Raw genomic sequence first — 13,205 nt, 5'->3', positions numbered from 1 at the left:
TGAATCGCCCCGGCTTTCCTAGACACTCTCCAAGCTCTGGAAATAGCGCTTTTCAAACTCCACTGGCGATAGCTGCATAGCGCTGCTGTGCCGGCGTTTGGCGTTATAAAACATCTCGATGTAATCGAACACATCACTGCGGGCTTCTTCGCGGGTGCCGTAGGTTTTCCGTCGGATGCGTTCCCGCTTCAGCAACTGGAAAAAGCTTTCTGCTACCGCGTTGTCGTGGCAGTTGCCGCGTCGACTCATGCTGCTGATCAGGTTGTTGGCCTTGAGGAAACTCTGCCAGTCCGAGCTGCTGAACTGGCTACCCTGGTCGGAGTGGATCATCACCTCCTGCCTGGGTTTCCGCCGCCAGACCGCCATCAGCAAGGCATCGATGGCTAGGTCGCTGCACATCCGTGGCTTCATCGACCAGCCAACCACCTGGCGTGAAAACAGATCCAGCACCACCGCCAAGTACAACCAACCCTCATAGGTGCGGATGTAGGTGATGTCAGTGACCCAGACCTTGTTCGGTTCGCTGACGTTGAACTGCCGCTCCAGGCGGTTGGGCGAGGCCACCGTCGGCTTGCCCCCGTAATAACCGGGGCGCCGACGATAGCCGGTCTGCGAGCGCAGCCCTTCTCCCCGCATCAGGCGAGCCACGCGGTGCCGGCCACAGCACTCCCCCAGCTCACGCAGGTCGTCGTGGATCTTGCGATAGCCGTAGACCCCGCCGCTTTCCAGCCAGGCATGTTTGATCAACCCGAGCAGACGCTGGTCTTCCTTCGCGCGTACGGATTTCGGCTCGGACAACCAGGCGTAGTAACCGCTGGGATGTACTTTGAGGGTCTGGCAGAGACGACGTACCGGGTACTCCACCGATAACTTGTTGATGACGGCGTACTTCAGCCGGACTCCTTGGCAAAGTACGCGGCGGCCTTTTTTAAGATGTCTCGCTCTTCGGTTACCCGCTTGAGTTCCGCACGCAGACGACGCAGTTCGGCCTGTTGATCATCTTCTTGCTGCCGCTGTTCCCGGGGCTTGCTGTAGCGCTTGATCCAGGCATACAGGCTGTGCACCGACATGCCCAACCGCGCTGCCACCTCGGCCACGGGAAGGCCGCGCTCGGTCACTTGCTTGACCGCTTCGATTTTGAATTCTTCGGGGTAACGCTGGTTGCTCATGGCACCTCCTAATGGGCCTCATTATGAGGCTTGGAGGTGTCTACGAAACTAGGGGCGATTCAGAGCTTTATAAGCGACTCAGCCTGATTCATACGCTCAAGGGGAGCACGGACGAAAACCTCAAAAAGCTGCTTGAAGCTATGCAAACTGCGTGGAGGAAACAGAAATCCAGGGATAATAAAACCGGCAAAAAGCCGCATAACTTTGATCTATCAGAAGAAGCAGGAAGACAGCTGAGCAGGCTATCCGTCGATTACGGCGAGACGAAAACTCAAACCCTGGAAATAATCATTTCGGACAGACTCGTTCAAGAGAACAAATTTGAGTCTGAGAGAAAGGATGAAGGTGTCTTCAAGAGGCGGGCAGAAATCTTTGAGCGGGTGCTAAACCAAGTACTTGATGAACTTCATGAATACAAACTAAGACTCAACGAGGCCGAGGTAGATATCACTAGCCCTCTAGATACCAAGCAGCAAAAAGAGGTAAAGAGGCTTTCCAGGGCGAGGAAAAATGAAGTCGATAGCCAGCTTCCACCACTTACTGTAAACACGCCAAAGAAAACCAAAACTCCCAAGAAATCTTTCACACATCGCGGCCAGACTAAGCCCACCCTTTCGCCCAACTCCAAGGCCACAGTTTATACATCTCCGATCATGGAGCAGGAACACAGCACCACTTCAGAAATACAGGAAGAATCTCTGCGAGAGAAACTGCATGAGGCACGCGGAGAAATCAGTCAGTTACCTGAAAATGACAGAACAACTACCTCACAAGGAACCTCCCCCGACGAAAAACAACTCAAAACTGCCTCAAAAATCGATCAGGCAGGCAGCGACACCACTTCAGTGCTTGCCACACCACTAACAAACTTCAAGGAACACGATTCAGTTCAAATCGATATTGACGCCCCATCTGCCGGCACACCACACGAAGAACTGACCACGCATAAAGAGGAGAATAGCGAGTCGACAGTGACACCAGGAAAATCGCTGGACGAAAGCTCGCTCATAGCAAGCAGCAATACCAGCCCGGAGCAAGTCAGCGCTATGACGACTATTCAAGATGCGAGCAACACCGCGCGAACACTCTTGGAGCTAGCAGCTATCGTGAAAGCCGGTACCGATGCTGGCGCGCAAGACAAAGGCACAGGTGACAACAATGTACAGCCTGTCGACAATCGACAAGAATGGGAAAAGAAACGAGAAAAAATGCGTGCCATAAACAGAAGTGACAGCAAACGGTGAGGTATCGACAAATTGGGGCGGCTCACAGGTCCAGCAGAATGTCGCTAGGATCCACGAGCGACCCGCGCCGGGGGTGCCACCCTACCCAAGGCTGAAAGCGAAAGGTCGAATAACGGAATCAGACAGGTCAAGAAAACCGGGTACAAAATGGGGTATTAAAAATTACGCAATTCACGTAAGCACTGATAAACACTGGCGCAGAAGCCAACACTTACGGTCTAACGTCTGATCTCCTAAAAAGCCCCGGTCCTCCGGGGCTTTTTGCTTCCGCGGGATGGCGAAGGACGAAGCGAAAACCGCCACTTGCCTCTCCCCTCCCTCGTCGAATGCCGCTTCACGCTCCTGAAAACCCTCGCGCCGCCTAAACGCTTGAAAGATCACAAAATTATCTAAGCAAAGGGGTTGACAGCCTGCCACCGGACACGGAAAATGCGCGCCACTCGGCTACATAGCTCAGTCGGTTAGAGCGCAGCATTCATAATGCTGATGTCCCAGGTTCAAGTCCCGGTGTAGCCACCATACAAAACAAAGGGTTAGCGCAAGCTAACCCTTTGTGCTTTCTGGGGTAGTGACTACAAAGTGACTACACCCTGTCTACATCCCCCTCAGTTGCACCACTGCTGCTCACACGGCACACCATCGTTATTCCCGTCCATCTTCACTCCAGGGCAATGCTGCAGGAAGTAAGTCGCCTCTTCGCATGAGCTCATCTGCGAGCAGTAGGTCCGCCCATCGCATGAATAGGTACGAGCAAGCGCGGCTGCAGACTGCTGGGCTGCAAAGCTGGAAGGCGCAGAATCACTGTCGTAACTGGTGACTGTCTGACGATCCTGGTGCTTAAAGTAGAACTGCCATGCAGCAAAACCGACAGCGAGGATGAGGATGAGTTTCTTCATGTCAGAGCTTCGACTTCCTTGTTGTATGTGAACTGCTTAGCCTATCCAACCGCTCGCAGCGGCTCTATCTCGTGCTCGATCTCTTCACCAGCCTCAGCGTAAGTCGTCGCCAAGGCGTACTCAGTCTGCAGGTTCATCCAGAACTGGGCGGTGGTATCGAAGTAACGGCCCAGTCGAAGGGCCATGTCAGCAGTGATCCCGCGACGCTCACGCACGATATCGTTCACGGTTGGCGCGGACACATGCAGCGCACGAGCGAGTGCGGCCGGTGTGATGTCCAGCGGCTCCAGGAACTCTTCCCGCAGAATCTCTCCAGGATGAATGGGCCGCATGCCATTGATTGTCATGGTGCCTCCTCCTCAGTGGTAATCGACTATCTCAACGTTCGCAGGGCCTGCCTCGGTCCACTCGAAGCAAATACGCCACTGGTCGTTGATCCTGATGCTGTGTTGCCCAGCCCTATTCTCAGCCAACTGCTCCAACCGATTGCCTGGCGGGGACCGCAAGTCTCGAAGCTCAGTGGCCGCGTTGAGCATCACCAGCTTTCGAGTGGCGACGGTCAGGATGTTTCTCCAGCGCCGCGAATCACCCGTTTCAAACAGAGTTCGAGTTTCCTGACATCGAAAGCTCAAAATCACGCTTTAATCCTTAACGTTAAGCGTTAAACAATGCTAACCCACGCTGCCACGTAGTGCCACCACCGAATGGCGACTTTGCGCGAGAGGTGACAGCCTCAGTGTCGACTCCAGGTGATCCGGCGACAGGTGCGCATAGCGCATCGTCATCGCAATCTAAGAGTGGCCGAGGATCCGCTGCAGGCTGAGGATGTCTCCTCCACCCATCATCTAGTGACTGGCGAAGGTATGCCGGAGGATATGGGGCATCTGCCCTGGCGTGTGGAAACCACAGCGTTGGTAGGCACTTCGAAATGCGGCCCTGCGAGACATGAAGATAGATCCGCTGCAGACGAAGGCGATGACGAAATCCCATGCCGGCAATCGCATACCGTCACTGTTCCCTCAGGTTGATTTCAGGAAGAATCAAGCCTGAACGCGGGCATCGAAGCCCCGACCTTTGCCAGTCACACCGCGCCTTTTTCAATGGCGCAGGAGATGGCAACCTGTAGAGCAGGCACCGTTCCCAGGTCACACAATTCGCCCATACGGACAGATGAGAAAGTGAAAGACGACTTCGAAAGCATCCGAGCAGAACGCGAAACGCCGCCCCACCGCGTGGCACCAACCAAGAACTACGCAGGACTCTGGAAGCAGATCGCGCTGGGCATCATCGTTGGTTACACCGTGCTTGGCATCATGAGCACTATTGGCTGGTTCATCTTCCTTAAGCTCAGCATGGGCAGCTTGCAGATCGCGATTCCCTGAGCCGGGAAATACGGGCTACCTTCCGAAAATCCGAACCGCCTATAGGAAGTATCTGAACTAACGCTTCCCCCATAGCCCCTCTCTCCGTGCCGTGTTCCCCTCCCACGGTCATCCATGCGAGGCAATCCACATGCATATTCATGTTGGCGAACGCAGGGAAGGTGACGTGCTTACGCTGAGGGTGCTGGAAGGAATCAGCGAATCAGTGTTGATGGAGATGTTGAAGGCGGAGGGGATCGAGATTGTGGTTGGGCCAATTGTGAATGGCTCGGCGCGGCTCGAGGTTCGGGCGCCTAAACGGATGCTGGTTCTGGTGGAGAAGGCTCCTCCGGGGCCGCCGGAGATAGATTCTGGTTGAGATTTGAGACCCCGCTTTGGCGGGGTTTTCTTTTTTGTGGAGGTTGGGAGATCGGTGCTTAGGCTGGAGACCCTCTCCCCCGCCCCCTCTCCCTGAAGGGAGAGGGGAGCAAAAGCCTTAGAGCACAGCCAGGATGCCCTGCCCCACTACCCGAGTGGTTTCGAAGCCGAAGTCGGCTTTGCCTTCTTCGCGCAGGAAGTTTTCCACAGCGGCTTCCAGCCGTATGGCCAGGGCGGGTTTCTGCCAGTGGTAGCGCAGCAACAGCGCCATACTGAGGATGGCGGCGATGGGGTTGGCGCGGCCGCTGCCAGCGATGTCGGGAGCGCTGCCGTGGACGGGTTCGGCCAAGGCGATGCCATTGCCCCAGTTGAGGGAAGGCGCAAGGCCGAGGCCGCCGCTCCAGTGGCAGGCAAGGTCGGAGAGGATATCTCCAAAGAGGTTGCTGGTGACGATCAGGTCGAAGGCTTCGGGCTGTTCCACCAGTTGCAGGGCGGCGAGGTCGACCAGACGTTCGTCGAGTTCTGCAGCCCAGCCCTCGCCTTCCAGGACCTCGCGGCAGGTGTCACGGAAAAGGCCGCAGGTCACGGGCAGGACGTTGGCCTTGTGGACCAGGGTGATGCGCCGGGCCTTGCGCGCCTTGGCTACGTCCAGGGCACAGCGCGCCAGCGCTTCGCAGGCAACGCGGCTGATGACCCGTTCGGCGATGGCGACGCCTTCGGATTCCCAGTGCTCGCGGCCACTGTAGAGGCCTTCGCTGTTCTCGCGGAGGATCATGAGGTCGACGCCCGGCCGAGGCGAGACGCCTGGCCAGCTGCGTACCGGGCGCAGGCTGGTGTTGAGCTTGAGACCCTGGCGCAGTTGCAGGATGGCGCTGCGGTAACCGGGCACACGCTGGCCAGTGGGAGAGGAGACCGCACCGAAAATGCCTGCGCTACAGTCTCGAATCGCTTGGTAGGTCGCCTCGGGAACGGCATTGCCGCCGCGCTGGAAGCAGCTCCAGCCGGCCTCGGCTTCCACGATTTGCAGGTCGGGAAGGAGTTTCTCCAGCACTTCGACCGCAACCGGCACCACTTCGCGTCCGATACCGTCTCCTGGGATGACGACTAGTTTGTGCATAGGCTCACCTCAGCGAGGGGCGCGTCGCCAACAACAGGCCGGAGAAAATCATCGCCCCACCCAGCCAATGGTAGGCCTGCAAGCCCTCGCCCAACAGCAGGTATCCGAGCAGCGCGGTGAACACCGGCATCAGGTAATTGGTGAGCACGGCTTTGGCCACACCCAGAATTCGGATGCCCTGGTTCCACAACAGGTAGGCCAGGAGGGAAGCGCAGACGCCGGTGTAGCCAATGGCGGCAAAGTTTTCCACAGACAGCTCGAAGCGCTGCCCACTGGCCAACTCCAGCAGATAGAACGGTAGAAGCATGGGCACGCCACTCGCCACCAAGGCGCCCAGCAGCACCAGCGGCGGCAGCTTGAAGTAGTGGTTCCAGCGACGCAGCAGCAGCGTGTAAAGCGCCCAGTCCACTACGGCAAGCAACATGATCAGGTCACCCGGGTTGAACGACAGCGCTGCCAGTTGCGCCAGGCGGCCCTGGGCGATCAGCACCAGCAGTCCGCTGGTCGCTACCGCCATGCCAAGCCAGGCACGTCGTGGCGGCCACTCATTGAGCAGCACGCCCGCGCCGATGAAGGTCGCCAGCGGCAGGCAGGTGTTGAGCAGAGTGAGGTTGATGGCCACCGTAGTGCGCGCGGCGAAATAGAGCAGCACGCTGTAGGTGCTGATCCCCAGGGCTGCCACCACCAGCAGGCGCCAGCCGGCGCAACGCAGCGCGCTGCGATGTTCCCACATGGGTCGTGCGACGAAAGGCAGGAGGATGGCCAGCGCCAGCGTCCAGCGCCAGAAGGCCAGAGTGAACGGCGGGATGGCATCGTGGAAGGCGCGGGCAACCAAGGCGTTGCCGGCCCAGAAAACGCTGGCCACGAGCAGGCCGAGCCAGGCCAGGCCAACGGCCCGGCTGTTGTATTGCGTCATGGTTCAGTTCTGTCCGATAGGGCGCAGGCGGTACTGCGGCGGCAGTTGTTCCATGCCGCTGACGGTGACGTTGAGGTTTTTCCAGATGCCGTCCTTGATGCCATAGATGCAGCCGTGGACGGAGAGTTCCTGGCCACGGTGCCAGGCGTTCTGGACGATAGTGGTGTGGCTGACGTTGGCCACCTGCTGGATGACGTTCAGCTCGCAGAGGCGGTCGACGCGCTCTTCTTCGGTGGCGAAGGTGGCGAGGTGCTCGCGCTGGTCGTAGTAGAGGTCGCGAATGGTGCGCAGCCAGCCATCGATCAGGCCGTACTGGGTATCGCGCATGGCGGCGCGGACGCCACCGCAGCCATAGTGGCCGGTGACCAGGATATGCCTCACCTTGAGCACGTCCACGGCGTACTGGATGACCGACAGGCAGTTGAGGTCGGTGTGCAGTACCACGTTGGCCACGTTGCGGTGGACGAAGAGGTCGCCGGGCAGCATGCCGACGATTTCGTTGGCCGGCACGCGGGCATCGGAGCAGCCGATCCAGAGGTACTCCGGCACCTGCTGCTTGGCCAGCTTGGCAAAGAAGTCCGGGTCTTGTTGCTTGATCTTCTCGGCCCAGCGCGCGTTGTTGTCGATCAACTGTTGCAGGTCGCTCATGCTTCTTCTCCTCTTCTGGCTGGCGGCACCTTACGGAGCACCGGGAGCTTTGGCAATGGCCTGCGCCGGGCTCAATCGATCAGCGTGCAGGCCATGACCAGGGCGTCTTCGCGGCCCCCCACGGCGGGGTAGTAGTCGCGGCGACGGCCGATTTCGTTGAAGCCATAACGCTCGTACAGACGGTAGGCGGACTGGTTACTGGCGCGCACTTCGAGGAAGCATTCGCCGGCTTCCAGTTCACGGGCGCGCTCCATCAGGTGCTCCAGCAGGCGCAGGCCCAGGCCGCGGCCCTGGCTTTCCGGTTTGACGGTGATGTTCAGCAGGTGGGCCTCGCCGACGATGACGTTGATCACGCCGTGGCCGACCTGCTGGCTGCCTTCGAACATCAGCCAGCAATCGTAGGACTTGAGGCTGTCGTTGAAGATGCCGCGGGTCCAGGGATGGCTGAAGGCGGCGTATTCGATTTTCAGGACTGTATCGAGGTCCGCCTCGGTCATCGGGCGGAAGGAAACGGCATCGGTCATTCAGTGTTCTTCCAGCGGCGCATCACGCGGCGCATGGCTTGCCAGAGTGCGCCCTTGAGTTCGGGCTCGTCCATCAACAGTTCCAGGCCAGGCAGTGCCCAGGCGGCGCCCAGGCCTTCAACCTGGAGTTCTCGGTTGAAGGCCTGGGCGTCGGCCTCACCGGCAAATCGCACCGCCGGCAGGCCCACGAGCCAGAGACAGGCGCAATCGCCCTGCTCTTCCATGCGCACGCCAACGAAGCCCTGGATGAAGTCGCGTGCGGCATCGGGGCCCTGGTCCATGTTGCCGCGGCTGAGCAACGGCCAGCGCACCGGCTCGCCGAGGATCTGCGGGCTGTCCGGCAGGCCGGCAGCGCGCAACAGGTCTTTCAGCAGCAGGTAGGCCGGGTCTCGGCTCTGGAACGGCTCGCCAGTTGGCAGCTCCACCAGCAGCAGGCAGTTGCCAGCGCGCAGAAGCTGCAGCGAGAAGCGCGGCGGCGGAAGCGTTTCCGCCTTGGTCGGCGCGGTTTCCGGTTCGGCAGCCGTTTCGGGTTCGGGCTGTACGGCCGGTCGCGGGGCGCTGCCAGGACGGGGAATCTCGATCCTGGCGCGCGCGGAGGGCGCCGACGGGCGGGCTTCCGCTGCGGGTGCTTTGGGCGTTGCGTCAGCAACCGGCACCGGTGCGTCCTCGTGGGGGACATCCGGAACCAGGGCCAGCAATTCGGGATTGGAAGGTGCGGCGAAGGGCAATGCCGTGCGGGGTAGCCAGGTGGCTACCTGCATGGCATCGAGATACGCGCGACGACGGTGTTCTGTGATCAAACGTCAGCAACCTGTGGGTGAGCCTTGCGCACGCCGGCCTGCATCAGGTTCAGCGCGTTGAGGTAGGCCTTTGCGGAGGCGACAACTATATCGGTATCCGCACCGTTTCCGTTGACGATTCGTCCGGCTTTTTCCAGGCGGACGGTGACTTCACCCTGGGAATCGGTCCCCTGGGTGATGGCGTTGACCGAATAGAGCTGCAGGCTCGACTCGGACGTCGCCAGGCTTTCGATGGCCTTGAAGGTGGCATCCACCGGACCGGAACCGTCGGCGCTCGCGCCTTGCTCCACGCCGTCGATGGACAGCACCAGCTTGGCCTGGGGCACTTCTCCAGTCTTGGAGGCGACCTCCAGGTAGACCAGTTTGAAGTGCTCCGGGGCTTCCTCGCCCAAGGTGTCGGATACCAGCGCCTGCAGGTCTTCGTCGAATATCTCGTGCTTCTTGTCCGCCAGCTCCTTGAAGCGGGTGAAGGCGGCATTCAGGTCGGCCTCGCTGCCCAGCTGGATGCCGAGCTCGTCCAAGCGGGTGCGGAACGCGTTACGCCCGGAGTGCTTGCCCAGCACCATCTTGTTGGTGTGCCAACCGACGGACTGGGCGGACATGATCTCGTAGGTTTCGCGGTGCTTGAGCACGCCGTCCTGGTGAATACCGGACTCGTGGGCGAATGCGTTGGCACCGACGATGGCCTTGTTCGGCTGAACCGGGAAACCGGTGATTCCGGAGACCATGCGCGACGTGCTGAGGATGTGCGGTGTGTCGATGTTGGTGTAGACACCGAGCACGTCCTGGCGGGTCTTGATGGCCATCACGATCTCTTCCAGCGCGGCATTGCCGGCGCGCTCGCCCAGGCCGTTGATGGTGCATTCCACCTGGCGGGCGCCCACTGCAACGGCAGCCAGGGAGTTGGCCACGGCCAGCCCCAGGTCGTTGTGGCAATGCACCGAGAACACCGCTTTGTCGGCATTGGGGATGCGCTGCAGCAGCTGGCGCATGGTTTCCGCGTACTGGTGCGGAATGGCGTAGCCAACAGTGTCGGGGATGTTGATGGTGCGAGCACCGGCATCGATGGCGGCTTCGATGATGCGACAGAGGAAATCGATTTCCGAGCGGCCGGCGTCTTCGCAGGAGAATTCCACGTCTTCGCAGAGGTTGCGTGCACGCGTCACCGCCCGAATGGCCTGCTCCACCACCTGGTCCGGCTGCATGCGCAGCTTGTACTGCATGTGGATGGGGCTGGTGGCAATGAAGGTGTGGATGCGCGCGGAGTTGGCGCCGGCCAGGGCTTCGGCGGCGCGGTCGATATCGGCATCCACTGCCCGCGACAGGCTGCACACGGTGCTGTCCTTGATGCTGTCGGCAATGGCCTTTACCGCCTCGAAGTCGCCGGGGCTGGCGATGGCGAAGCCGGCCTCGATCACGTCCACCCGCATGCGCTCCAGGGCCTTGGCGATTCGCAGCTTTTCTTCCTTGGTCATGGAAGCGCCGGGGCTCTGCTCGCCGTCCCGCAGGGTGGTATCGAAGATGATGACGCGATCTTGGCTGCTCATGGCTTGCTCCTCACGGCCCCACCGTGCGTGCGGCCGGGGCTCAGGCTGATGGTGCCGGACTGCTTGTGGCGACGGCACCCGATCAGAGGATTGTGGCGTGAAAAGCGGTGGGCGGAAAGGTCGGCGGGCGGGTGATGGAAGGGTCAGGGAAACCTGGTAGGAGCAAATTCATTCGCGAAAGGAGCGCGAAGCGCTCCCCCGGGGTTCCTGGGCAGGACTGCATCCTGCAATCGCGAATGAATTCGCTCCCACAATGAAAGCCCCCTGGGGGCTTCAATTGATCGGCGTCGCTGTCAGGTTGGCGCTGATGTCGGCGTTCTGCACCTTGATGCCATACATGGAGGTGACGGCGCCGCCGGTTGGGTGGACGTGTTGCAGGCGGTCGACGTTGATTTCCTTGAAGTGGATGCGGCCGTTCACCGCGAAGCCCAGCGGGTCCGGGGAAACCGGGGTGCAGTTGCCGCCGTTCTTCGTGCACACCTTGGTGGGCGCCACGTCCAGGTTGAGGTCGGCGTTGAAGCCGTAGGTGTTGGCGTTCGGGTCACTGGGGTTGCCATCCGAGGTGGAGAAGTTATCCACAACCAGCTGGCTGCCGGTGCCGGCGGCGCCGTTGACGCGATTGGTTTCCCAGACGATCTGGTTACGCTTCTCGTCGGTGGCCACGCCATTGGTGGTGCTGTCGATCGCGGTGTCACGGACGAAGACGTTCTTCAATTTCACCGACACACCTTCATTGCCCCGATCCTCCCAGCGCCCGCCGCTGGCCGAGCAGGCACCGGCATTGGGGCCGCTGCCGCCGACGCATAGGGCGCCCGCACCACCGGAGCTCACCGCCAGCGTGGAGCCCAGCTCAAAGCGCTTCAGTACCAACCTGCCAAGGCTGGTGCCGGTGGCACGATCCCCCCAGCGCAGGTCGCTGACCTCCAGCTTCGACCAGTAGGTACCCTTGCGCAGTTCGATGCCGTTGTTGCTCACGTCCACCGAGCCATCGCGAAAGTGCATGTCGTAGGTGGTGCCGGCCAGCCACAGGCCCTTGCCGGTTTCATCCACCGTGATGGCGGCACGGGCATCGCTGAAGACGAAGTCGGCGTTGTAACGCACACCGTCGCCACTGCTCCCCCCCGGCAGCAGGGTGATCTGGCCATTCAGGGTGAAGTCGTAGGCCGGGAAGATCTCCATCAGCACCAGCAGTTCGGTGCCGCCCTGCAACGGCGCATCGGCCGAGCCAACGCGCAGGCCGTCGAAGCTGTAACCGCCCTTGATGTTGGAAAGCCCCAGGCGTAGGCCGTCGAAATGACCGTTGTAGTTGCCCTTGCCCATGTCGCTCTGGGTGCCGGCGTAGCAACCGGTGCTGACCCCGCCCGCGCAACTCTTGGTCAGGTCCAGGGTGAGCTGGCCGGTGCCGTTGGTGCGCAGGCCGCTGAACCACATGCTGTTGCCGTTATCGGTGAGGGAAACCGAGCTGTTGGCCATGTTCCAGCTGACATCGGCAGTCAGGCCCTTCGCCCCGGAGTTGGGGTCGCCGCCCGGACGTAGCTTGAGCCAGTTCTGCTTGGCGCCGTCGTCGGCGAAGTTGAGGTCGATGGCCAGGCTGCCCAGTTTCTGGTTGATCGGGTTGCCGATGATCAAGCCGCCCAGGGTGGCGTTGAGCTTGAGGTCCTGGAAGGCCACCTGTGCATAACTGCTGCCTGCGTCCTGGGCCAAGTCGATGGTCAGGCCTCCGAGGCTGCGCAGGGTGCCGGAGAAGTTCTCGGCGCGAAGGATGCCTTCGTCCTGATACTGGAACAGGCTGCTACCGATATTCAGGTCCGGGCGGACGCGGATGCCATCGCCGCTCGCACCGCCACTTGCGACGCTGAGGCTGCCGCCCAGGCGCAGGTCCATGTTCAGCTTGCCGAAGCTGCGGCTGGCGTTGGGGTCCCGCAGGTCCGGCGCGCCGGGCGTCACGGGGGAGACCGTGGGATCGCCGTGGGCGAGGTCGAGACTGATACCGCCGACAGTGCCGATGAAGCGCGCGTCACCGAGGTTGAGCTTGACCTCCTGACCACTGCCACCGCTGACGATGTCCAGGTAGGCGTTGTTCAGGTAGGTGTCGAAGGACAGGCCTTTGACAATGAGGTCGAAGCCGTTGTCGCGGTAGTAGAAGGTCACATCGCTAAGGGACAGCCGGCTGTCGTTCACCGCGATGCCGCTTACGCCGCTGGCCCCGCCTCCCTTGAGCTTCAAGGTGGCGCCCAAGGTATAGAAGGCTCGGAACGAGCCAAAGCTCTTGCTGCTGCCATCCATCTCGATGTTGTTCACTGCCAGCACCTGCGGCGTGGAGCTGTGCTGGACCTCCAACTGGCCGCCCTGCACATCGATGGTCGACTGTGAGGTGCTGGTGGTGCCGGTGGCGGCGCGATTACTCACATCCCGCAGGTTCAGGCTGCGGCCGTCCTGTGTGTAGCTGACGTTGCTGGCCGACCAGCCCTTGCTGGAAGCCTCCAGGCTGATACCGCCCTGGCCGCTGACCGAAGCCATGGTGGAGTCGTCCAGCGCTTCCATGGCCTGGGCCTGGGAAGCGAGGAGCATGCCGAACAGCAAGGGGGCTGGGCGCATGGGCGGT

The 13,205-nt window shown here is 60.8% G+C and carries 14 protein-coding genes, 1 tRNA gene and 1 pseudogene; 4 read left to right on the top strand and 12 right to left on the bottom strand.

What is annotated here, in order from left to right; translation table 11 throughout:
• Positions 1-18 precede the first annotated feature (18 nt).
• Positions 19-1,169 (bottom strand): IS3 family transposase gene (locus E8E75_RS25165; RefSeq protein WP_280358127.1). Its coding sequence is split into 2 segments (ribosomal slippage): positions 19-935 and positions 935-1,169, totalling 1,152 coding nucleotides; the frame shifts between segments, so codons are not numbered across the junction.
• Between the two features lie 11 nt (positions 1,170-1,180).
• Between E8E75_RS25165 and E8E75_RS25160 the strand changes: the two genes are divergently transcribed.
• Entirely contained in the window at positions 1,181-2,413 is a 1,233-nt protein-coding gene (locus E8E75_RS25160; protein WP_280359881.1) for a hypothetical protein, read from the top strand.
• A gap of 442 nt (positions 2,414-2,855) precedes the next feature.
• Positions 2,856-2,932 (top strand) — tRNA-Met (locus E8E75_RS25155).
• An 86-nt stretch (positions 2,933-3,018) separates the two neighbouring features.
• Here E8E75_RS25155 and E8E75_RS25150 read toward each other — a convergent pair.
• From E8E75_RS25150 to E8E75_RS25135, 4 genes and pseudogenes are all read right to left on the bottom strand, one after another.
• The gene (locus E8E75_RS25150; protein WP_120654580.1) at positions 3,019-3,309 is read right to left on the bottom strand and encodes an excalibur calcium-binding domain-containing protein; all 291 of its coding nucleotides are present in this window, start codon (positions 3,307-3,309) and stop codon (positions 3,019-3,021) included.
• Positions 3,310-3,350: 41 nt separating this feature from the next.
• Positions 3,351-3,656, bottom strand: coding sequence for a HigA family addiction module antitoxin (locus E8E75_RS25145; protein WP_120654579.1), 306 nt, complete (start codon positions 3,654-3,656; stop codon positions 3,351-3,353).
• A gap of 12 nt (positions 3,657-3,668) precedes the next feature.
• Positions 3,669-3,947, bottom strand: a complete 279-nt coding sequence (locus E8E75_RS25140; protein WP_120654578.1) for a type II toxin-antitoxin system RelE/ParE family toxin — start codon at positions 3,945-3,947, stop codon at positions 3,669-3,671.
• Between the two features lie 33 nt (positions 3,948-3,980).
• Positions 3,981-4,271 (bottom strand): annotated as a pseudogene (locus E8E75_RS25135) (tyrosine-type recombinase/integrase); the annotation flags it as partial.
• Positions 4,272-4,487: 216 nt separating this feature from the next.
• Here E8E75_RS25135 and E8E75_RS25130 point away from each other — a divergent pair.
• Both E8E75_RS25130 and E8E75_RS25125 read left to right on the top strand, forming a co-directional pair.
• Positions 4,488-4,691, top strand: a complete 204-nt coding sequence (locus tag E8E75_RS25130) for a hypothetical protein (protein WP_120654577.1) — start codon at positions 4,488-4,490, stop codon at positions 4,689-4,691.
• 130 nt (positions 4,692-4,821) lie between these two features.
• The gene (locus E8E75_RS25125) at positions 4,822-5,049 is read left to right on the top strand and encodes a hypothetical protein (protein WP_120654576.1); all 228 of its coding nucleotides are present in this window, start codon (positions 4,822-4,824) and stop codon (positions 5,047-5,049) included.
• 117 nt (positions 5,050-5,166) lie between these two features.
• On the opposite strand, the gene E8E75_RS25120 is transcribed toward E8E75_RS25125, so the two are convergent.
• From E8E75_RS25120 to E8E75_RS25090, 7 genes are all read right to left on the bottom strand, one after another.
• Positions 5,167-6,165 carry an isocitrate/isopropylmalate family dehydrogenase gene (locus E8E75_RS25120; protein ID WP_120654575.1) on the bottom strand — a complete coding sequence of 333 codons (999 nt, stop codon included), beginning with the start codon at positions 6,163-6,165 and terminating at the stop codon, positions 5,167-5,169.
• Between the two features lie 4 nt (positions 6,166-6,169).
• Positions 6,170-7,081, bottom strand: a complete 912-nt coding sequence (locus E8E75_RS25115; RefSeq protein WP_120654574.1) for a DMT family transporter — start codon at positions 7,079-7,081, stop codon at positions 6,170-6,172.
• A 3-nt stretch (positions 7,082-7,084) separates the two neighbouring features.
• Positions 7,085-7,729: a carbonate dehydratase gene (gene can / locus E8E75_RS25110; protein WP_120654573.1), complete on the bottom strand. Its 645-nt coding sequence runs from the start codon at positions 7,727-7,729 to the stop codon at positions 7,085-7,087.
• A gap of 71 nt (positions 7,730-7,800) precedes the next feature.
• On the bottom strand, positions 7,801-8,253 hold the full coding sequence (rimI, locus tag E8E75_RS25105; protein ID WP_120654572.1) for a ribosomal protein S18-alanine N-acetyltransferase: 453 nt from the start codon (positions 8,251-8,253) through the stop codon (positions 7,801-7,803).
• Positions 8,250-9,053 (bottom strand): energy transducer TonB, encoded by an 804-nt coding sequence (locus tag E8E75_RS25100; protein WP_153918485.1) that lies wholly within the window; start codon positions 9,051-9,053, stop codon positions 8,250-8,252. The genes rimI and E8E75_RS25100 overlap by 4 nt, the downstream gene beginning before the upstream one ends.
• A complete protein-coding gene (locus E8E75_RS25095) occupies positions 9,050-10,600 on the bottom strand; it encodes a 2-isopropylmalate synthase (protein WP_120654570.1) in 1,551 nt (516 codons plus the stop codon). Before E8E75_RS25095 ends, E8E75_RS25100 begins: the two co-directional genes overlap by 4 nt.
• 273 nt (positions 10,601-10,873) lie before the next feature.
• The gene (locus tag E8E75_RS25090; protein ID WP_153918483.1) at positions 10,874-13,198 is read right to left on the bottom strand and encodes a DUF6160 family protein; all 2,325 of its coding nucleotides are present in this window, start codon (positions 13,196-13,198) and stop codon (positions 10,874-10,876) included.
• Between the last annotated feature and the right edge of the window lie 7 nt (positions 13,199-13,205).

This window comes from Pseudomonas sp. BN606, assembly GCF_029873115.1.
Lineage (GTDB): Bacteria > Pseudomonadota > Gammaproteobacteria > Pseudomonadales > Pseudomonadaceae > Metapseudomonas.
This window is presented reverse-complemented; position numbering and strand designations above follow the sequence as displayed.

Bases quoted from the DNA above. Each gene is read 5' to 3' on its own strand.
- E8E75_RS25090 (WP_153918483.1), bottom strand. From the start codon at position 13,198: ATGCGCCCAGCCCCCTTGCTGTTCGGCATGCTCCTCGCTTCCCAGGCC.
- E8E75_RS25160 (WP_280359881.1), top strand. From the start codon at position 1,181: ATGGGCCTCATTATGAGGCTTGGAGGTGTCTACGAAACTAGGGGCGAT.
- can (WP_120654573.1), bottom strand. From the start codon at position 7,729: ATGAGCGACCTGCAACAGTTGATCGACAACAACGCGCGCTGGGCCGAG.
- E8E75_RS25120 (WP_120654575.1), bottom strand. From the start codon at position 6,165: ATGCACAAACTAGTCGTCATCCCAGGAGACGGTATCGGACGCGAAGTG.
- rimI (WP_120654572.1), bottom strand. From the start codon at position 8,253: ATGACCGATGCCGTTTCCTTCCGCCCGATGACCGAGGCGGACCTCGAT.
- E8E75_RS25095 (WP_120654570.1), bottom strand. From the start codon at position 10,600: ATGAGCAGCCAAGATCGCGTCATCATCTTCGATACCACCCTGCGGGAC.
- E8E75_RS25125 (WP_120654576.1), top strand. From the start codon at position 4,822: ATGCATATTCATGTTGGCGAACGCAGGGAAGGTGACGTGCTTACGCTG.
- E8E75_RS25145 (WP_120654579.1), bottom strand. From the start codon at position 3,656: ATGACAATCAATGGCATGCGGCCCATTCATCCTGGAGAGATTCTGCGG.
- E8E75_RS25115 (WP_120654574.1), bottom strand. From the start codon at position 7,081: ATGACGCAATACAACAGCCGGGCCGTTGGCCTGGCCTGGCTCGGCCTG.
- E8E75_RS25150 (WP_120654580.1), bottom strand. From the start codon at position 3,309: ATGAAGAAACTCATCCTCATCCTCGCTGTCGGTTTTGCTGCATGGCAG.